The sequence below is a fragment of the Streptomyces sp. BBFR102 genome (assembly GCF_051397025.1).
GTDB lineage: Bacteria > Actinomycetota > Actinomycetes > Streptomycetales > Streptomycetaceae > Streptomyces.
On record NZ_CP195757.1, the window covers coordinates 2,464,284 to 2,487,524 of the forward strand.

Here is a 23,241-nt window from a genome sequence, read left to right on the forward strand (position 1 = left end):
ATCGCTTTTCCTGCGTGGGCGTCGACGGGCCGGACGAAATTCCCGGCCCGTCGGCGGCGTTCGCACGCCTTTTTCACCGCTTTCCCCTCTCACGAATGGGAGCTTTCCATGGACGCCGCGTCTTCGCGCGAGGCCCGGATCAGTTCGCTGCCGGAACACGTGCAGGAGAAACTCCGGAACCGCCTCGCCGGGCGCGGCCGCAGCCGGAACACCATCGCCCGCGTCGACCGGGACGGCACCCTCCCCCTCTCCTTCGCCCAGCAGCGGCTGTGGTTCATGGAGGAGTACGAGCAGGGGTCGGCCGAGAACAACTCCGGGCTGAGCCTACGGCTGACGGGCGCGCTGGACGTGCCCGCCTTCCGCGCCGCGTTGAACGCGGTGGTGGCCCGGCACGAGGCGCTGCGCACCACCTTCACCGCGGTGGAGGGCGTGGCCCGGCAGACCGTCCGCCCGCCCTCCCCGGTGCCGTTCCGGCACCTGGACCTGACGGCCGAGCACGCCACGGAGGAGTCGGCCGAGGCCGCGTGCGACCTGCTCTTCGCCACCGAGCTGGCCGCACCGTACGACCTGGAGCACGGGCCGCTGGTCCGCGCCCTGCTGGTGCGCACCGGCGCCGGGGAGGGCGCGGCGGGCGGCACGTACCGGTTCCTGCTGGGGATGCACCACATCGTCACCGACGGCGCCTCGATGGAGATCGTCCTGCGCGAGCTGAGCGCGGGCTACTCGGCGGCCGTCCACCCGGAGCGGGCCGCGGCCCGGCCCGCGCCCCTCGCCGTGCAGTACGCCGACTTCGCGGCCTGGCAGCGGGCCCGCTTCGCCGGCGACGCCCTCGACCGCCACGCCGCGTACTGGCAGGAGCAACTGGCGGGCGTCCCGCCGCTGGAACTGCCGACCGACCGACCGCGTACGGCTGCGTCCGGCGACGCCGGTGCCGTGCACACCTTCGACCTGCCGGAGGAGGTGGCCGACGGGCTGCGGGCGCTGGGCCGCGAGCGCGGCGCCAGCCTCTTCGTCACGCTGACCGCGCTGACCCAGCTCCTGCTGGCCCGGCGCTCGGGCCAGGACGACATCGCGGTGGGCACCGCCGTGCCGGGCCGCGAACGGGCCGAGGTGGAACCCCTCGTCGGCTTCTTCGTCAACATCCTGGTCCTCCGCTCCCGCCTCGACCCGGGCCTGCCCTTCACCGCCTACCTGGACCAGGTCCGGGAGACCGTGCTGGCCGCCTTCGACCACCAGGACGTTCCGTTCGAGCGGCTGGTGGAGCTGGTGGCGCCGGAGCGCGACACCTCGCGCACCCCGCTCGTGCAGTCGATGGTGGTCCTCCAGAACACCCCGGCCGAGCCCGCGGCCTTCGAGGGGCTGCGCGTGGAGCGCGGCCAACTGGCCCGCGCCACCTCCCCGTACGAGGTGAGCTGGGAGTTCGTGGAGGGCGCCGCGCAGACCGGCGGCGGGCCGCTGCACTGCGCGATCGAGTACCGCGCGGCGCTCTTCGACGCCGCCACCGTGCAGCGGATGGGGCGGCACTTCACGGCGCTGGCCCGTGCGGTCGTCGCCGACCCCGCCGTGCGGCTGGACGAGGCCGCACCGGTCGCCGGCGCCGAGCTGGCCGGGCTGCTCGCCGACGGCGGCGGCGCCGACCGTCCGGAGGCGGCCGAGGGCACCATCCCCGGCCGGTTCGCCGAGCAGGCCGCCCGCACCCCCGGCGCCCCCGCGCTCACCAGCGGCGACGAACAGCTGGCCTACGCCGAGCTCGACGCCCGCGCCAACCAGCTGGCCCACCACCTGATCGACTCCGGGGTGCGCCCCGAGGACCCGGTGGCGGTCTGCCTGCCGCGCACCACCGACCTCGTGGTGGCTGCTCTCGCCGTGCTGAAGGCGGGCGGCGTCCACCTGCCCGTCGACCCGGCGCTGCCGCGCGAACGCGTCGCCTGGATGCTGGCCGAGAGCCGGGTGGGCACCGTCGTCACCACCGACTCCCTGGCCGGGCTGCTCACCGCTCCCGGCGCCCCCGGGGACGAGGCGGCCGACCCGCCGCCCGCCGTCGTCCGCGTCGACCTCGTCCGGGAGCGGACGGCCGCCCTGCCGGAGACCGCCCCGCAGGTCGCGCTCACCGGCGCCCACGCCGCGTACGTCATCCACACCTCCGGGTCGACCGGCCGCCCCAAGGCCGTGCTCGGGCTGCACGGCGGCCTGCTGAGCCGCTGGGCGTGGTTCGCCGACCGGTATCCGCAGGAGCGGGAGGCGGTGGTCCTGGCCAAGAGCTCGGTCGGCTTCCTCGACAGCGTCACCGAACTGCTCGGCACCCTCGTCCACGGCGGCCATGTCGTGCTCGCCCCGGACGAGGCCGTCAAGGACCCGTTCGCCCTGGCCGAGCTGGTCCGCCACCACCGCGTGCGGCGCCTCACCCTGGTGCCGAGCCTGCTCGCGGTCCTCCTGGACGAGACCGACCCGGCGGCACTCGCCTCCTGCACCACCTGGGTCAGCAGCGGCGAACCGCTCAGCCGCCCGCTGGCGGCCCGCTTCCGCGCGAAGCTCCCCCACGCCCGCCTGCTCAACCTCTACGGCTCCTCGGAGATCAGCGCCGACTCCCTCGCCTGGGAGGCGGACGGCGGCGACGCCCGCGTCGGCACCCCCCTCTGGAACACCCGCGTCCGCGTCCTGGACGCCCGCCTCGCCCCGGTGCCGCGCGGCGTCCCGGGTGAGCTGTACGTGGCCGGCGCCGGACTGGCCCGCGGCTACACCAACCGTCCCGGCCACACCGCCGAACGCTTCGTCGCCGACCCCTTCGGCAGCGGCGGGCGCCTCTTCCGCACCGGTGACCTGGTGCGCTGGGCCGCCGACGGCGCCCTGGAGCACCTGGGCCGCGCCGACGACCAGGTCAAGGTGCGCGGCTTCCGCATCGAGCCCGGCGAGATCGAGGCCGCTCTGCGCGCCCACCCCGACGTGGCCGACGCGGCCGCCGCCGTCCGCGAGGACGCCGAGGGCACCGCGCGGATCGCCGGCTACCTGGTGCCGGCCCCGGGCCGTACCCTGCCCACCGCCCGCGACCTGCGCGAACTGGTCCGGCACAGCCTGCCCGACTACATGGTCCCGGCCGCCTTCGTCGCCCTGGCCGCGCTGCCGGCGACCGCCAGCGGCAAGCTGGACCGCCGCGCCCTGCCCACCCCGGTGTGGTCGGAGTCCGCCGCGTACGTGGCCCCGAGCCCGGGCACGCAGACGGCGCTCGCCGCGGTCTGGGCCGAGGTGCTGGGCGTCGAACGCGTCGGTGCCGAGGACGACTTCTTCGCGCTGGGCGGCCACTCGCTGCTCGCCACCCGGGTCATCAGCCGGGTCCGCACCCGCCTCGGCGCGCGGCTGGCCGTCCGCGACCTCTTCGACGCGCCCCGGCTGGCCGACCTGGCCGAGGCCGTGGACCGGGCGAGGGCCGCCGCGCCGAAGGACGAGCCCACGCAGCCCATGCTCCCGGTCCCGCGCGAGGGCCGTCTGCCGCTCTCCTTCGCGCAGGAACGCCTGTGGTTCCTGGACGACTTCGCGCCCGGCGCCACCGAGTACCACGTCAGCGGCACGCTGCGGCTGACCGGCACCGTCGACCACGCCGCGCTCGGCGCCGCCGTCGCGGGCCTGGTCACCCGGCACGAGGCACTGCGCACCACCTTCGCCACCGTCGAGGGGCAGGGCACCCAGGTGGTCCACCCGACGGTGGAGGTCCCGGTCCGCACCGCCACCGCCGCCTCCGACGCCGAGCTGGACGCCCTGCTGCGCGCCGAGACCGCCGTCCCCTTCGACCTGCGCACCGGCCCGCTGCTGCGCGTCCTGCTGGTCGCCACCCCCGAGCCGGGCACCCACACCCTGCTCCTGGTGATCCACCACATCGTCACCGACGGCTGGTCGATGGGGATCATCACCCGCGAACTGAGCGCCCTCTACACGGCGGCCGTCCACGGCGAGCCCGCGTGCCTCCCCGAACTCCCGGTCCAGTACCCGGACTTCGCCGTCCGCCAGCGTGAGCGGATGACCGCGGAAGCGCTGGAGGAACGGATCGGCTACTGGCGCGAGCGCCTGGCCGGCCTGGAGCCGCTGGAACTGCCGACCGACCGGCCCCGCCCGGCCGTGCGCACCTCGGCCGGGGCCCAGCACACCTTCGCGATACCGGCGGACCTGGCCCGCGAACTGAACGCGCTCGGCCGCGACCGGGGCGCCAGCCTCTTCATGGTGGTGACCGCCCTGACCCAGCTGGTGCTGGCCCGCTGGAGCGGGCGCGAGGAGGTCGCGCTGGGCACCGGCGTCTCCGGCCGCGACGAAGCCGCCCTGGAGGACCTGGTCGGCTTCTTCGTCAACACGGTCGTCCTGCGCACCCGCATCGACCGCTCGGACTCCTTCGAGGAGTTGCTCGCCCGGGTCCGCACCACGGTCCTGGACGCCTTCGCCCACCAGGACGTGCCGTTCAGCCGCCTGGTGGAGGCGCTGGCGCCGGAGCGCGACCCGAGCCGCACCCCGCTGGTGCAGGCCATGGTGGTGCTCCAGAACACCCCGCGCGCCGAGTTCGCCCTGCCGGGCCTGCGCGCCGAGGCGGTCCCCTCGACCCGGGACGCGGCCCAGTTCGACCTCACCTTCTCCTTCGTCGAGCAGGACGGGCGACTGCTGGCGGCGGCCGAGTACAGCACCGACCTGTTCGACCGGGCGACGGTGGAGCGTATGTGCCGCCACTGGGTGGAGTTGGCCTCCGCGGTGGTCGGCGAGGGCGCCGCGCGTCCCCTGTGCCAGGTGGAGCTGGTCACCGGGGAGGAGCGGGAAACGCTGCTCGACGGCTGGGGCGTCTCCCGCACCGGCACCGGCCGGACCCCGGTCACCCTGGGCGCCCTGTGGCGCTCCCGCGTGGCTGCGCGTGGCACCAACGGCACCGCGGTGACCTGCGGCGACGAGAACCTTTCGTACGCCGAGACCGACGCGCGCGTGGAGCGGGTGGCACACCGCCTCACCGCACTGGGCGTCGGCCCCGAGGTCCGCGTCGGGGTGGCCCTGCCCCGATCGGTGGAGTGGCTGACCGTACTGCTCGCCATCACCCGACTCGGCGGCATCTACGTGCCGATGGACCCCGAATGGCCCCAGGAGCGGTCCGCCTTCGTCCGGGAGGACAGCGGTGCCGCCCTCGTCGTCACCCCGCACACCCTGTCCGAGTGGCACGAGCTGCCCGAACTGCCCGGCCCCGCGCCGGTGGCCGACGTACCACTCGACGCCGGCGCCTACATGATCTACACCTCGGGCTCCACCGGCCGCCCCAAGGGCGTCCTGGTGACCCATCGCGGCATCACCGCCTTCACCGCCGCACTGGGCGAACGCTTCTCGATCGGCACGGACGCGCGCGTGCTCCAACTGGCCTCGGCCGGCTTCGACGCCTCAGTCATGGAACTGCTCATGGCCCTCTCCGGCGGCGCCACCCTCGTCATCCCCGACGACGGCCGCGCCCTGGCCGGCCAGGACCTCCACGACACCCTCGCCCACCACCGGATCACCCACACCCTCATCCCCCCGACCGTCCTCGCCAGCATTCCCACCGACGCCCCGCCCCTGCCCGACCTGACCGTCCTCGCCACCGGCGGAGAAGCCCTCACCCCCGACCTCGTCCACCGCTGGGCACCCGGCCGCCGCCTACTCAACGCCTACGGGCCGACCGAGATCACCGTCGCCGCCAGCATCAGCACCGCCCTCGACACCGACCCCACCGGAACCCCACCCATCGGCACCCCGGTGGCCGAGGCCCACCTCACCGTCCGCGACCGATGGCTGCGCCTCGTCCCGGTCGGCGTCCCCGGTGAACTCCACGTCTGCGGAACCGGCCTGGCCCGCGGCTACCACGGACAACCCGGACTGACGGCCACCCGCTTCGTGGCCGACCCCGACCACCCGGGGCAGCGTCTCTACCGCACCGGCGACCTGGTCCACTGGAACACCGACGGCACCCTCACCTACCTCGGCCGCACCGACGACCAAGTCAAGATCCGCGGCCTGCGCATCGAACTCGGCGAGATCGAAACCGCGTTGACCTCCCACCCCGACGTCGGCCAAGCAGCCGCCATGGTCCGCGAGGACAGCCCCGGCACGCCACGGATCGTCGCGTACACCGTCCCGACCGAACAGACCACCGCACCCGGCGCGGACATTCTGCGCAGCTGGCTGAAAGACCGGCTCCCCGCCTACATGGTCCCCGCCGCCTTCGTCACCCTCGACGCCCTCCCCCTCAACGCCAGCGGCAAACTCGACCGCCGCGCCCTGCCCGCCCCGACCCAGGAAAAGACCGGCTACGTCGCACCCACCACCCCCACCGAACAGACGCTCTGCACGATCTGGGCAAAGACCCTCGACCTGGAACACGTCGGCACCCACGACAACTTCTTCAGCCTCGGCGGCGACTCCATCCTCAGCATCCAGGTCGTCTCCCAAGCCCGCCGCGCCGGACTCGAACTCACGACACGCGACATCTTCGCCCGCCAGACCGTCGCCACCCTCGCCGCCCACCTGGCCGCCGCCGGGACCGGAGCGGGGGCCGCCGTCCAGGCCGAGCAGGGCGTGCTCTCCGGGGCCCTCCCCACCACACCGATCCGCGAGTGGTTCTTCGCCCACCACCGTGCCGCGCCCGAGCACTTCAACATGGCGGCCGAGGCCGAACTGCCGCCCGGCACCGACCTGGCCGCCCTGCGCGAGGCCGTCCGCGCCCTCCTGCTCCACCACGACGCGCTGCGCATGGTCTTCGCCACAGACGGGGACGGCGTGCGCACCGCGCGGTACGCCCCCGACGCCGGCCTCGACGCGATCCACTCCGTCCACGAGCTGACCAGCCCGGCCGCGCCCGGCTGGCAGGAGCTGAGGGACGCCGCCCAGACCGGTTTCCGCCTCGACGGCTCCCCGCTGGTCCGGGTCCTGGTCGGCACCGGCGGCCCGGAGACGCCCGTACGCCTCGCCGTCATCGCCCACCACCTGCTGGTCGACGGCGTGACCTGGCGCATCCTCCTCGACGACCTGCGGCGCGGCTACGCCCAGGCCGCCGCGGGCGCCCCCGTCGACCTGGGGCCCAAGACCTCCTCGGTGCGCGCGTGGGCCGAGCGCCTGGCCCGGCACACCGCCGAGGGCGGCTTCGACGGCCAACTCCCGTACTGGGATTCGGTCATGGGCGGCGCCGACGCCTCGCTCCCGCTGGACGACCCGGCGGGCGACGCGACCACCGCGACCGCCGCCGCGGTCTCCGGCGGCCTCACCCGCGCCCAGACCGACCAGCTCCTCCAGCAGGTCCCGGCGGTCTACCGCACCCAGATCAACGACGCCCTCCTCACCGCTCTCGCCCGCACCCTGCGCGGCTGGACCGGCCGCGACCGGGTCCCCGTCAGCCTGGAGGGGCACGGTCGCGAGGAGCTCTTCGCCGACCTCGACCTGACCCGCACCGTCGGCTGGTTCACCTCCATCCACCCGGTGGCGCTCGCGCTGCCCGAGGACGAGGAGTGGGGCCCGGCCGTCACCTCGGTCAAGGAGCAGCTGCGCGCCGTCCCGGACCGGGGCATCGGCTACGGCGCCCTGCGCCACCTCGGCGGCCACTTCGCGGGTCACGACTCCGCCCGGATCAGCTTCAACTACCTGGGCCGCCTCGACCTGGCGGGCACCACCTCACAGGCGCCGGACGCCGCGGACCCCTGGTACCTCTCCTCCGTCCTCAACCCGGGCGGTGAGCACAGCCCCCGCGAGCACCGGCCGCACCTCCTCGACGTGACCGCCGGCCTGCTCGACGGCCGGCTCGTCTTCACCTGGCACTACTCGGCGGGCGTGCACCGCGAGGAGACGGTCCGGGCGCTGGTCGAGGAGTACACCGCGCAGCTCGCCGCCTTCGTCGCGCACTGCGCGGAGCCCGGCGCGGGCGGTCGCTCGCCCTCGGACTTCTCCCTGGTCGCCCTCGACCAGGGAGAGGTCGACCGGATCGCCGGGGACGGCCGCACGGTCGAGGACGTCTACCCGCTGACCCCGCTCCAGTCCGGCATGCTCTTCCACGCCCTGGCGGAGCCCGAATCCCCCGCCTACCTGGAGCAGTTCGTCCTCACCCTGGACGGCGTCGCCGACCCCGCGCTGCTGGCCGACGCCTGGCAGCGGACGGTGGAGCGCTCCGACGCGCTGCGCGTCGGGCTGGTCTGGGAGGGCGTCCGCGAGCCCGTCCAGGTGGTGCGCCGCCGGGCCGAGGTGCCGGTCACCTTCCTCGACCGCTCCGCGACCGGCCTCACCGAGGATGCCCAGGACGCGTTCCTCCGGAAGTTCCTGGACGAGGACCGGGCGCGCGGCATCGACCTGGCCACCGCCCCGCTGATGCGGGTGACGCTGATCCGGCTGCCCGGCGAAGGCCGCGTCCAGCTGGTGTGGACCTTCCACCACCTGCTCCTGGACGGCTGGAGCACCGCCGCCTTCCTCTCCGACGTCCTGGCCCGGTACGCCGCGCTGACCGGCGACGGCACCGCCTCCCCCACGGCCCGCGGCTCCTTCGGCGACTACCTGCGCTGGCTCGCCGGGCAGGACCAGGAGGCCGGGCGCGGCCACTGGCGCCGGGCGCTGGCCGGTTACGAGGAGCCGGTGGCCCTGCCGTACGACCACACTCCCGAGCAGGTACGGCGCGGCCAGTCCAGCGCTCGCGTGACGGTGGCGCTGGACGCGGCCGTCGCCGAACGCGCCGGCGCCTACGCCCGGGACCACCGGATCACCCAGAACGCCCTGGTCCAGGGCGCCTGGGCGCTGGTACTCAGCCAGTACGCGGGCTGTCATGACGTGGTGTTCGGCACCACCGTCTCGGGCCGCCCGGCCGACCTGCCCGGCGCCGGGGCGCTGCTCGGCCTCTTCATCAACACCCTGCCCGTCCGGGTGAGCGCCGCCCCGGGCGTACGCGCCGCCGACTGGCTGCGCGGCATCCAGGACCAGCAGGCCGAGTCCCGCCGCTACGAGTACGTGGCACTCTCCGACATCGAGACGGACCTGACGCCCGGCGCCTCCCTCTTCGACAGCCTGGTCGTCTTCGAGAACTACCCGGTGGACGAAGCCGCCGCCGCCCGGCACGGCATCGGTGTCCGCGCGGCCGAGGCCGTCGAGGCGACCCACTACGCCCTGACGCTGATCGCGGCGGCCACCGGCGACCGCCTCGGCCTGACCCTCGCCTACGACCCGGCCCTCTTCGAGCAGGCCACCGCCGAGCGGCTGGCCGGCCAGCTGGCCGCCGCCGTGACCCGCCTGGTCGAGCGGCCCGAGGCGCCGGTCGCCGAGATCGAGCTGCTGACCGGCGCCGAACGCGACCGCCTGCTCGGCGAGTGGGGCAGCGGGGCCCGGAACCCGGTGGACGGTTCGGTGGTGGAGGTCTTCGCCCGGCGGGCCGCCGCCACCCCGGACGCCGTCGCGATCACCGCCGGCGGCTCCTCGCTGACCTACCGCGCGCTCGACCGGCGCACCGACCAGCTGGCCCGCGCCCTGGCCGAGCGCGGAGTGGCCGCCGAGTCCCGGGTGGGGCTGCTCCTGGAACGCTCCGCCGACGTGGTGGTGGCGATGCTCGCCGTGCTCAAGGCGGGCGGCGCCTACGTCCCGCTCCACACCGGCCACCCCGAGGAGCGCCTGGGCGACATCCTGGGCCGCAGCGGCACCACCCTCGTCCTCACCGACCGCGACCAGCCCTCCCTGGCCGGCGTCGCCACCTTCGACCCGCGACACCTGCCCGCCGGGACCGACACCGGTACGGCGCTGCCCGCCCCGGCCCGTGGCGGCTCCCTGGCGTACGTCATGTTCACCTCGGGCTCGACCGGCCTCCCCAAGGGCGTCGGGGTGACCCACGCCGACATCACCGCCCTCGCCGCCGACCGGCGGTTCAGGAACGGCGCCCACGAGCGGGTGCTGTTCCACTCCCCGCACTCCTTCGACGCCGCCACCTACGAAGTGTGGGTACCCCTGCTCAACGGCCACACCCTCACCGTCGCCACCGGCGACCTGACCACCACCACCATCCGCGAGGCCACCGCCGAGGGCGTCACCGCCCTGTGGATCACCGCCGCCCTCTTCGGCGTCCTCGTCGAAGAAGACCCCACCTGCTTCACCGGCCTCAAAGAGATCTGGACCGGCGGCGACGCCGTCCCCCACCACGCCGCCCACACCCTCCTCACCCACCACCCCGACCTCACCCTGGTCAACGGCTACGGCCCCACCGAAACCACCACCTTCGCCATCAGCGGACCACTCACCGCCGACGACGTCGCCACCGGCCCCGCCCCGCTGGGCACCCCGATGGACAACATGTACACGTACATCCTGGACAGCACCCTGCGCCCGGTCCCGATCGGCGTCCCCGGTGAGCTGTACCTCGGCGGCAGCGGCGTGGCCCGCGGCTACCACCACCAACCACGCCTGACCGCCGAACGCTTCCTCCCCGACCCCCACCACCCCGGAGGCCGCCTCTACCGCACCGGCGACCTCGCCCGCTGGCGCGCCGACGGCCGCATCGACTTCCTCGGCCGCACCGACACCCAGGTCAAGATCCGCGGCTACCGCATCGAAACGGCCGAGATCGAGACCACCCTCCTCGCCCACCCGGCCGTCACCCACAGCCACGTCCTCGCCCGCGAGGACCGGCCCGGCACCAAGTACCTCGCCGCGTACGTGGTCCTGGACCAGGAGGCGGCCGGCGCACCGGACCTGGCCGGCGAACTCCGCGCCCACCTGGCCGGAAGCCTGCCCGAGTACATGGTCCCGGCGACCTTCACCGCGGTCGACGCGATCCCGCTGACCGTCAACGGCAAGGTCGACCGGCGCGCCCTGCCCACCCCGGACCTCGCCCCGGCCCAGGAGGAGTACACCGCGCCGCGCACGGAGACAGAGCGGGCCCTGTGCGCCATCTGGGCCGAAGTCCTGGGCCGGGAGCGGATCGGCACCGGCGACGACTTCTTCGCGCTCGGCGGCGACTCCATCACCAGCCTGAAGGTGACCTCCCGGGCCCGCACGGCCCTCGGGACGCACCTCTCCCCGCGCGCCCTCTTCGACCACCCGACGGTGGCCCGCCTCGCCGCCGAGATCGACGGCGGGGAGGGCGACGAGGGCGCCGGCCGGGCCGGGTCGCCCGTGGTCCCGGTGGCCCGGGGCGGGCAGCTGCCCATGTCGCTGCCGCAGGAACGCCTGTGGTTCCTGGAGAACTTCACCCCGGGCTCCGTCGAGTACCACGTGGTCGGCGCGCTGCGCCTGACCGGCACGCTCGACGAGGCGGCGCTGGGGAGCGCGGTGGCGGGCCTGGTCGCCCGGCACGAGGCGCTGCGCACCACCTTCGACGAGGTCGACGGGCGGGGTGTCCAGGTCGTCCACGACACCGTCGAGGTGCCGGTGCGGACCGTCGGCGTCACCGGCGCCGCCGAGGTGGACGCGGTGCTGCGGACCGAGGCCGTCCGGCCGTTCGACCTGCGCACCGGCCCGCTGATCCGCGTCCTGCTGGTCCGGGCCGCCCCCGGGGAGCACGTCCTGGTGCTGGCGATGCACCACATCGTCACCGACGGCTGGTCGATGGGGATCATCACCCGCGAACTGAGCGAGCTGTACGCCGCCGCCGTCCGCGGCGAGCAGCCACGCCTGTCCGAACTACCCGTCCAGTACCCGGACTTCGCCGCCTGGCAGCGCGAGCAGCACACCGGCGACGCGCTCGACGCCCAGCTCGCCCACTGGCGCGCGCGGCTGGCCGGGCTGGAGCCGCTGGACCTGCCGACGGACCGCCCGCGCCCGCAGGTCAGGACGGCGGAGGGCAGCACCCGGCTCTTCACCGTCCCGGCCGCGCTGGCCGGGCGCCTGACGGAGCTGGGCCGCACCCGGGGCGCCAGCCTCTTCATGGGCCTGACGGCGGTGACCCAGCTGACCCTGGCCCGCTACACGGGCCGCCGCGACCTCGCCCTGGGCACCGCAGTCTCGGGACGCGAACGGACCGAACTGGAGGGACTGGTCGGTTTCTTCGTCAACACGCTGGTCCTGCGCACCGAGGTGGACGCCGCCCGTAGCTTCACCGACCTGCTGGACCAGGTGAAGAGCACCACGCTCGACGCCTTCGCCCACCAGGACGTGCCGTTCAGCCGCCTCATCGAGGAGCTGGCCCCCGAGCGCGACCCGAGCCGCACCCCGCTGGTGCAGGCCATGATCACGCTCCAGAACACCCCGGGCGGCAGCTTCGCCCTGCCCGGCCTCACCGCCGAGGAGTACGAGATCCCGCGTGCGGCTGCCCAGTTCGACCTGGGCCTGCACTTCCAGGAGACCGGCGACGGCGCCCTGGTCGGTGTGGCGGAGTACAGCTCCGTCCTGTTCGACGCGGCGACGGTGGACCGGCTCTGTCGGCACTGGCTGGCCCTCGCCGAGGAGGCGGTCTCCACGCCCGCGTTGCCGCTGGCCCGCCTCACCATGCTGGAGCCGGCCGAGCGCGCCGCCCTCCTGCCGCGGCACGCGGCCGAGCACGGCGGACCCGGCCCGTTCCGCACGGTCATGGAGCTGACCGGCGACCGCATCGCGCGGCGCCCCGAGGCCCTCGCCGTGCTGCACGGCGCGACCTCGCTCACCTACGCGGAGCTGGGCCGCCGCTCGGACCAGCTCGCCCGGCACCTGCTGCACCTCGGCGCCGGACCGGAACGCCGGATCGGCATCTCACTGCCGCGTACCCCGGACCTGGTGATCGCCGCCCTCGCCGTCCTCAAGACCGGCGCGGCCTACGTCCCGCTCGACCCCGAGTACCCGGCCGACCGCCTCCGCCACATGCGACAGGACAGCGGCGTCCACCTCACCGTGGACACGGCCCTCGTCACCGAGGCCCTGACCGCCGACGACCGCCCGGTGCCGCACCCGGCCCTCTCCCCGGCGAACGCGGCGTACACCATCTACACCTCCGGCTCGACCGGAAAGCCCAAGGGCGTCGTCATCCCGCACCACGCCCTGACGCGCCTGGTCACCTGGGCCACCACGCTGGGCGAGGAGACCTTCCGCCACACCTTCTTCTCCACCAGCCTCAACTTCGACGTCTCCGTCTTCGAACTCTTCGGCACCCTCGCCACCGGCGGCACCCTGGAGATCGCCCACAACATCCTCAGCCTCACCGACCATCCGGCCTGGAACGGCACCCTCGTCTCCGCCGTCCCCTCCGCCGTCACCGCCGTCCTCGACGACCCCACCACCCACCTCGACCCGAGCCTGCTGGTCCTCGCCGGCGAGGCGTTCCCCACCACCCTCCTCGACACCGTCCGCCGCACCCTGCCCCAGACCGACGTCGCCAACATCTACGGCCCCACCGAGGCCACGGTGTACGCCACCGGCTGGTTCTCCGACACGGACCCGGCCCCGGAGGGCACCGCCGTGCCCATCGGCCGCGCCCTCGCCGGGAAGACGGCGTACGTTCTGGACGCGACGCTCAACCCGGTCCCCGACGGCGTTCGGGGCGAGCTGTACCTCGCGGGAAGCCTCGCCCGCGGCTACCACGGACAGCCCGGCCTGACGGCCGCCCGCTTCGTCGCCCACCCGTACCACGCGGGACAGCGGCTCTACCGCACCGGCGACCTGGTCCGCCGCCGCCCCGACGGCACCCTGGAGTACGCCGGCCGCAACGACCACCAGATCAAGATCCGCGGCCACCGCGTGGAGACCGGCGAGATCGAGACCGCCCTGCTCGCCCACCCCCTGGTCACCCGGGCCGCCGTCGTCCTCCGCGAGGACACCCCCGACGCTCGGCATCTGGTGGGCTACGTCGTCGCCACCGGCGAGGTGCCCGACGCCGAGCTGCGCGAGCTGCTCGCGGCGACACTGCCGGAGTACATGGTCCCGGCGGCCTTCGTCACCCTCGACGCGCTGCCGCTCAACGCCGCCGGCAAGCTCGACCGGGCCGCCCTGCCCACACCCCGCCTCACCACCGACACCACCACGTACACCGCACCCCGAACCGAGACCGAACGACTACTCGCCGACATCTGGGCCGAAATCCTCGGCGCCGAACGCGTCGGCGCCGACGACAACTTCTTCGACCTGGGCGGCGACTCGATCATCAGCCTCCAAGTGGTCTCCCGCGCCCGCCGCACCGGACTCACCCTCACCTCCCGCGACGTCTTCCTCCACCCGACCGTCGCCGCCCTCGCCCAGGCGGTGCGGCCCTCCGAGGACGCGGCCCAGACCCTGTCCGAGCAGGGCGCGCTCGCGGGGCCGGTGCCCCTGCTCCCGGCGAGCGCCTGGTTCTTCGAGACGCATCCGGCCGCGCCCGGGCACTTCAACTTCTCGGTCGCCGTCGCCCTCACCCCCGCGTACGACGCGGCGGCGCTACACGCCGCCGTGACCGCCGTGCTCGCCCACCACGACGCCCTGCGCCTCACCTTCGACACCACCGCCGGGCCGCGCCCGGCCGCCGCCTACCTCGGCGCCGTATGCGCCGACGCGGTCCTCGACGTCCACGACCTGACCGCCGGAGACGATCCGGCGGACACCCCGGACGCCCGCTGGCGCGCCGCCGTCCTCGCCGCGAACGCCGGCTTCGACCTGGCCGGAGGCCCGCTGATCCGCTTCGTCGTCGGGCGGCAGGGCACCGGGCGGCCCGCCCGGCTGGCCGTGGTCGCCCACCACCTGGTGATGGACGGCGTCTCCCTGCGCGTCCTCATGGAGGACCTGGCCGCCGCCTACGAGCAGATCAGCGCGGACGGCCGGGCGGAGCTGGGCCCGAAGGGCACCTCGGTGCGGCAGTGGGCCGAGCGGCTGGCCGCGCACACCGCCGCCGGAGGCTTCGACGACCAGATCCCGTACTGGCGGGCCGTCAGCGAGCAGGCCGTGACCGCACTCCCGGTCGACCTGCCGGACGGCCGCAACACCGTCGCCACCCAGGCGTCCGTCTCCCTCGCCCTCACCGCCGCACAGACCGAGGCCGTGCTCCAGCAGGCCTCCGCCCTCTACCGCACCCAGGCCAACGACGTCCTGCTCACCGCCCTCGCCCGCACCCTGCGCACCTGGACGGGGCACGACCGGGTCGCCGTCACCCTGGAAGGCCACGGCCGCGAGGAGCTGTTCGCCGACACCGACCTCACCCGTACCGTCGGCTGGTTCACCTCGCTGCACCCGATCGCCCTCGCCCTGCCCGAGCCGGCCGGGGACGACTCGGACAGCGGCTGGGCCGACGCGGTCAAGAGCGTCAAGGAACAGCTGCGGGCCGTCCCGCGGCGCGGCATCGGCTACGGCGCCCTGCGCCACCTCGCCGACGCCCCGGTGGGCCGCCTCGACCCGCTGGTCAGCTTCAACTACCACGGTCAGTTCGACGTCTCCGGCGACGAGGACGAGGCCGGCCTGTTCGGCGCGGCCCTGCCGTCGGCCGGCGGCGAGCACGCCCCCGCCGAGCGCCGTACCCACCTGCTGGACGTGGTCGGCGCCGTCCAGGACGGACAGCTGGTCTTCTCCTGGCTGTACTCGGCCGACACCTACCGCGAGGAGACGGTGCGCGGCCTCGCCGAGAGCTTCGCCGCCGAACTGGCCGCCTTCGCCGAGCACTGCGCCCACCCCGGCGCGGGCGGCTGCACCCCCTCGGACTTCCCGCTGGTCACCCTCGGCCAGGCCGAGGTGGACCGGATCGCCGGGGACGGCCGCACGGTCGAGGACATCTACCCGCTGACCCCGCTCCAGTCCGGCATGCTCTTCCACGCCCTGGCCGACCCCGCCTCCGGCGCCTACCTGGAGCAGCTGACCTTCACCCTGGAGGGCGTCACCGACGTCGAACGGCTCGCCACCGCCTGGCGGCGGGTCCTGGAGCGCGCCGACGCGCTGCGCGTCTCGCTGGTCTGGGAAGGCGTACCGGAGCCCGTCCAGGTGGTGCGCCGACAACTGGACGCCCCGGTGCACCTCGCCGACTGGTCGGCCGCGGCCGAGTCCGAACGGGCGCTGCTGCTCGCCGACTTCCTCGCCGAGGACCGTGCCAGGGGCGTCGACCTCGCCGAGGGCCCGCTGCTGCGCGTGGCCCTGATCGGGCTCGGCGCCGGGGACGTGCAGGTCGTGTGGACCTTCCACCACCTGCTCCTGGACGGCTGGAGCAACGCGGCGCTACTGGGCGACGTGGTCGCCGAGTACGCCGCCCTCGGCGGGGAGCCCGCCGCCGCGCCGGCGGTCCGCGGCTCCTTCGGCGACTACCTGCGCTGGCTGGCGGGCCGGGACCAGGAGGCCGGACGCGCCTACTGGCGCCGGGCGCTGGCCGGCTTCGAGGAGCCGGTGGCCCTGCCGTACGACCGGGCGCCCGGGCACTCCCGCACGGGGGCGTCGACCGCCCGCGTCGAGGTCGCCCTCGACCCGGGGGCGGCCACCCGCGCCGGGGCCTTCGCCCGCCGTCACCGCCTGACCCTCAACGCCCTGGTCCAGGGCGCCTGGGCACTGGTCCTCGGGCAGCAGGCGGGCGTGACGGACGTGGTGTTCGGCACCACCGTCTCCGGCCGCCCCGCCGATCTGCCGGGCGCCGAGTCCGTCCTCGGCCTCTTCATCAACACCCTGCCGGTCCGCGTCACGGTGGACCCGGCCCGGCCCGCCGCCGACTGGCTGGCCGGCATCCAGGCGGAGCTGGCCGAGGCACGCGGCCACGAGTACGTGGCGCTCTCCGACATCACTGCGGACGTCGCGCCGGGCACCTCGCTCTTCGAGAGCCTGGTGGTCTTCGAGAACTACCCGGTCGACAAGGAGAGGACCGGCGGGCACGGCCTCGGGGTCCGCGGCCTGAGCGCCGTGGAGTCCACCAACTACGCGCTGACGCTGGTCGCCTCGGCCGCCGGGGACAGCCTGGAGATGGTCCTCGCCTACGACCCGGAGCTGTTCGACGCCGGTACGGCCGAGCGGCTCGCCGGCCGGCTGCGGCAGGCGGTCACCGCGCTGGCCGGCTCCGAAGGGCTGCCGGTGGGCCGACTGCCGTTGCTGGCCGAGGAGGAGCACCGGGCCGTCGAGGCGTACGCCGGCACCCTCGACCCTGCCGCCGTCCCCCGCACCGTGCCCGCCGCCTTCGCCGAGCGGGTGGCGGCCACGCCGGACGCGACCGCCGTGGAGTGCGACGGCCACCGGCTCACCTACGCCGAACTGGACGCCCGTGCCACGCGCCTGGCCCAGGTCCTCGCCGGGCACGGGGTGGACCCGGCCGCGGAGAGCCGGGTGGCGCTGCTGCTGGAGCGCTCCGCCGACGTGGTGGTGGCGATGCTCGCCGTGCTGAGGGCGGGTGGCGCTTACGTGCCGCTCTTCGCCGGCTACCCGGACGAGCGGATTCGCCAGGCCGTCGAGTCCAGCGGGGCGACGGTGATCATCACCGACGCCGCCCTGCGTGACCGCGCGGCCCTCACCGGCCTGCCGGTGGCCGAGACCGGCACCGCCCCCGCCCAGGCCGCCCCGGTTCCGGCGGCGGCCCGCCCGGAGTCGTTGGCGTACGTCATGTTCACCTCGGGCTCGACCGGCGTCCCCAAGGGCGTCGGGGTGACCCACGCCGACATCGTGGCGCTCGCCGCCGACCAGCGATTCAGGAACGGCGCCCACGAGCGGGTGCTGTTCCACTCCCCGCACTCCTTCGACGCCGCCACCTACGAAGTGTGGGTACCCCTGCTCAACGGCCACACCCTCACCGTCGCCACCGGCGACCTGACCACCACCACCATCCGCGAGGCCACCGCCGACGGCGTCACCGCCCTGTGGATCACCGCCGCCCTCTTCGGCGTCCTCGTCGAGGAGGACCCGGAGTGCTTCACCGGACTCAGGGAGATCTGGACCGGCGGGGACGCGGTCCCCCACCACGCCGCCCACACCCTCCTCACCCACCACCCCGACCTCACCCTGGTCAACGGCTACGGCCCCACCGAAACCACCACCTTCGCCATCAGCGGACCACTCACCGCAGACGACGTCGCCACCGGCCCCGCCCCGCTCGGCACCCCGATGGACGACACCCTCGCGTACGTCCTGGACGGGGCGCTGCGCCCGGTCCCGGTCGGTGTCCCCGGTGAGCTGTACCTCGGCGGCAGCGGGCTGGCCCGCGGCTACCACGGCCGGGCCCGGCTCACCGCCGAGCGGTTCGTGGCCGACCCGCACCACCCGGGCCGGCGCCTGTACCGCACCGGCGACCTGACCCGGCGCCGCCCCGACGGCCGGCTCGACTTCCTCGGGCGTACCGACACCCAGGTGAAGATCCGCGGCTACCGCATCGAGACGGCGGAGATCGAGACCGCGCTCCTGACCCACCCGGCCGTCACCCACAGCTGCGTCCTCGCCCGCGAGGACCGGCCCGGCACCAAGTACCTGGCCGCGTACGTGGTCCTGGACCAGGAGGCGGCCGGCACACCGGACCTGGCCGGCGAACTCCGCGCCCACCTGGCCGGAAACCTGCCCGAGTACATGGTCCCGGCCGCCTACACCGCGGTCGACGCGATCCCGCTGACCGTCAACGGCAAGGTCGACCGGCGCGCCCTGCCCGCACCCGTCCTGACCGGCGGCGCCGAGGCGTACACCGCGCCGACCACCCCCACCGAGCAGGCGCTGGCCGCCCTCTGGAGCGAGGTGCTGGGCACCGAACGGATCGGCGCGCACGACGACTTCTTCGCCCTGGGCGGCGACTCGATCACCAGCCTCAAGGTCACCTCCCGCATCCGCACGGCGCTGCGCACCCACCTGACCCCGCGCGCCCTCTTCGACCACCCGACGGTGGCCCGCCTCGCCGCCGAGATCGACGCCCGGGAGGAGGCCGCCGAGGCGGCCGTCACCCCGGCGCCGCGCGACGGCCTGCTGCCGCTCTCCTTCGCCCAGGAACGCCTGTGGTTCCTGGAGGACTTCACGCCGGGCGGCGTGGAGTACACCGTCACCGGCGCGCTGCGGCTGACCGGCACCGTCGACCTCGGCGCGCTGCGCACGGCGGTGGCGGGGCTGGTGGACCGGCACGAGTCGCTGCGGACCACCTTCGCCTCCGTCGCGGGGCGCGGCGTGCAGGTGGTGCACGACCGCATGGCCGTGCCGGTGCGCACCGCCGCCCCCGCCGACGCGGTGGCGCTGGACGCGCTGCTGCGCGCCGAGGCCGCCGAGCCCTTCGACCTGACGGCCGGGCCGCTGGTCCGCGTCCTGCTCGCCGGGGTGCCGAGGACCGGCGCCGCGCACGGCACGGAGCCGGAGCACGTCCTGGTCCTGGCGATGCACCACATCGTCACCGACGGCTGGTCGATGGGGATCATCACCCGCGAACTGAGCGAGCTGTACGCCTCCGCCGTACACGGCACCGCACCGGCGCTGCCGCCGCTACCCGTCCAGTACCCGGACTTCGCCGTCTGGCAGCGCGACCGTCTCGAAGGCGAGGGGCTCGACCGGCAGCTCGCCCACTGGCGGGAGAAGCTGGACGGCATCCAGCCGCTGGAGCTGCCCACGGACCGGCCCCGGCCGGCCGTGCGGACCTCGGCGGGCGCGGTGCACCCCTTCGAGGTGCCGGCCGCTCTCGCGGGCCGGCTCGCGGAGGTCGCCCGGGACGGTGGCGCCAGTCTCTTCATGGTGCTGACGGCCGTGACCCAGCTGGTCCTCTCCCGCTACACCGGCCAGCGCGACGTCGCGGTGGGCACGGTCGTCTCGGGCCGTGAGCGCACCGAACTGGAGAACCTGGTCGGCTTCTTCGTCAACACCCTGGTCCTGCGGACCCGGATCGACGCCACCGCCTCCTTCGGGCAGCTGCTGGACGACGTACGGACGACGACGCTGGACGCCTTCGCCCACCAGGACGTGCCGTTCAGCCGCCTCATCGAGGAGCTGGCCCCCGAGCGCGACACCAGCCGCACCCCGCTGGTGCAGGCCCTGGTGGCGCTGCAGAACGCGCCCGGCGGCAGCTTCGACCTGCCCGGCCTGCGGGTGACGGACCAGCCGATACCGCGCGAGGCCGCGCAGTTCGAGCTCAGCCTGCACTTCCAGCAGAGCGGGGACGGCGGGCTCGCGGCAGTCGCCGAGTTCAACACCGACCTCTTCGACGCGGCCACCGTCGCGCGGCTCTGCCGCCACTGGCTGGTCCTCGCCGGGGAGGCCGCGGCCACGCCCGCCCTCCCGCTGGCCCAGCTCACCATGACGGACGCCGGCGAACGCGCCGCGCTGCGGCCGGCGGTCGGCACCGAGGCGCCGCAGGCGTTCCGGTCCGTCGTCGCGATGATCGCCGAGCAGGTCGCCCGGAACCCGCAGGCGGTGGCCCTGCTGCACGAGTCCACCACGCTGACCTACGCACAGCTGGGCCGCCGCTCGGACCAGCTCGCCCGGCACCTGCTGCACCTCGGCGCCGGACCGGAACGCCGGATCGGCATCTCACTGCCCCGCACCCCGGACCTGGTGATCGCCGCCCTCGCCGTCCTCAAGACCGGCGCGGCCTACGTCCCGCTCGACCCCGAGTACCCCGCCGACCGCCTCCGCCACATGCGACAGGACAGCGGCGTCCACCTCACCGTGGACACGGCCCTCGTCACCGAGGCCCTCACCGCCGACGACCGCCCCGTCCCGCACCCCGCCCTCTCCCCGGCGAACGCGGCGTACGTCATCTACACCTCGGGCTCGACCGGAAAGCCCAAGGGCGTCGTCATCGCGCACGAGGCCATGAGCCGCCTGGTCACCTGGGCGACGGCACTCGGCGAGGAGACCTTCCGCCACACCTTCTTCTCCACCAGCCTCAACTTCGACGTCTCCGTCTTCGAACTCTTCGGCACCCTCGCCACCGGCGGCACCCTGGAGATCGCCCACAACATCCTCAGCCTCACCGACCGCCCTGCCTGGGACGGCACCCTCGTCTCCGGCGTCCCCTCCGCCTTCCAGGCCCTGGTGGCCGACCCGACGACCCGGCTCGACCCCAAGCTCCTCGTCCTGGCCGGCGAGGCCTTCCCCACCACCCTCCTCGACCAGACGCGCCGCGCCCTCCCGCGCACCACCGTCGCCAACATCTACGGCCCCACCGAGGCCACCGTCTACGCCACCGGCTGGTTCTCGCACGAGAACCCGGAGCCCGGAGCGGCCACCGTCCCGATCGGCCGCCCCCTGGCGGGCAAGAGCGCCTACGTCCTGGACGCGACGCTCAACCCGGTCCCGGACGGCGCCTGGGGCGAGCTGTACCTCGCGGGCAGCCTCGCCCGCGGCTACCACGGGCAGCCCCACCTCACCTCCGAACGCTTCGTCGCCCACCCCTACGCCCCGGGAGCCCGCCTCTACCGCACCGGCGACCTGGTCCGCCGCCGCCCCGACGGCACTCTGGAGTACGCGGGCCGCAACGACCACCAGATCAAGATCCGCGGCCACCGCATCGAGACGGGCGAGATCGAGACGGCGCTGCTCACCCACCCCGGGATCGCCCAGGCCGCCGTCGTCGCCCGCGAGGACCAGCCGGGCGTCAAGTTCCTGGCGGCCTACCTGGTCACCGTCACCACCGGCCCGGACCAGGCCGACCAGGCCGGCGTGCGGGCCCACCTCGCCCGGACCCTGCCGGACCACATGGTCCCGGCGGCCTTCGTGACGCTGGACGCGCTGCCGCTGAACGCGGCCGGCAAGCTCGACCGGCGTGCCCTGCCCGCTCCCTGCTTCGAGACGACCGGCCACGTCTACACGGCACCCCGCACCGAGACCGAGCGCGTGCTGTGCGAGGTGTGGGCCCAGGTGCTGGGGCTCGGCCAGGTCGGTGTGGAGGACGACTTCTTCGACCTGGGCGGCGACTCGATCATCAGCCTCCAGGTGGTCTCCCGGGCCCGTCGCGCCGGACTCGCCGTCACCTCCCGGGACGTCTTCCTCCACCCGACCGTCGCCACCCTTGCCGCGGCCGTGGACGAGAACGGCCAGGTGGCCGACGACGGCGGCGCCCAGCAGGGCACGGTCCTCGGCGTGGTGGCCCCCACCCCCGTACGGGAGTGGTTCTTCGACACCCACCCGGTGGACCCCGGGCACTACACGATGTCCACCTCCTTCGCGCTGGAGCCCGGCACCGACCTCGGTGCGCTGCGCGCCGCCGTCGAGGCCCTGCTGACCCAGCACGACGCGCTGCGCTCCACCTTCACCCGCGCCGCCGCCGGCACCTGGTCCGGGCGGATCGCCGCCGCAGGCCCCGACGAGGTCTTCACGGTGCACGAGCTGCCCGCGGGAGTTCCGGAGGAGGACTCCTGGCTCGACCTGGCGACCCGGACCAAGGCGGGGCTGGACCTGGAGCGGGGCCCGCTCTTCCGCGTCGTCGTCGCCCGGCCCGCGCCGGGGACCGGGCCGGACGCCGCCGATCCGCCGCTCAGGCTGCTGGTCACCGCCCATCACCTGGTCATCGACGGAGTCTCCTGGCGGATCATCCTCGGCGACCTGGCGACCGCCTACGAACAGGCCCTCTCCGTCGGCGCGAGCGACCTGGGGCCGAAGTCCAGCTCGGTGCGGTACTGGGCCGACCGGCTCGGCCACCACGCCCAGGAGGGCGGCTTCGCCGGCCAGGTGGCCTACTGGCGGTCGGTCACCGGGGCGGCCGAGTTCGCCGTGCCGCTCGACACCTCGGACGGCACCAACCTCGTCGCCGACCAGGCCGCGGTCCAGGCCCGGCTGGACGCGGACGAGACGCACGCCCTGCTCCACCAGGTGCCGGGCAGGTTCCGCACCCAGATCAACGACGTGCTGCTCGCCGCGCTCGCCCGCACCCTGCGGGAGTGGACCGGGCACGACCAGGTCGCCGTCAACCTGGAGGGCCACGGCCGCGAGGAGCTGTTCGAGGACGTGGACCTGACGCGCACCGTCGGCTGGTTCACCTCGATCTACCCGGTCGCCCTCGCCCTCCCCGAGCCCGGCGACGACGGCGCCGGGGAGTGGGCCGCCACCATGCGCGCCGTCAAGCGCCAGCTGCGGGCCGTCCCGGACCGCGGCGTCGGCTACGGCGCGCTGCGGTACCTCACCGGCGAACTGGCCGGTGACCCCGACCCGCGGATCAGCTTCAACTACCTCGGCCAGTTCGGCGGCGAGCAGGGCGAGAGGGGCCTGCTCTCCACGGCGCTGCCCCCGGCCGGGCCGGAGCACGGGCTGCGGCAGGAGCGGAACCACCTGATCGACGTCGTCGCGGCCGTGGACGGCGGCCGGTTCACCGTCACCTGGTACTACTCGGCCGCCGTCCACCACGAGGCCACCGTCGCGGCCCTCGCCGAGGGCTTCACCGCCGCCCTGCGCAGCGCCTGCCGCAGCTAGAGCCTGTCCCCCGCTTCCCGCCCCACCTCGTCCATG

Annotated in this window: 1 protein-coding gene; it reads left to right on the top strand. The window is 74.7% G+C overall.

Annotation, left to right across the window (positions count from 1 at the left end; translation table 11 throughout):
• The first annotated feature begins 108 nt into the window (after nucleotides 1-108).
• Nucleotides 109-23,205, top strand: coding sequence for a non-ribosomal peptide synthase/polyketide synthase (locus tag ACSLIC_RS11040; protein WP_436737500.1), 23,097 nt, complete (start codon nucleotides 109-111; stop codon nucleotides 23,203-23,205).
• The last annotated feature ends 36 nt before the right edge of the window (nucleotides 23,206-23,241 follow it).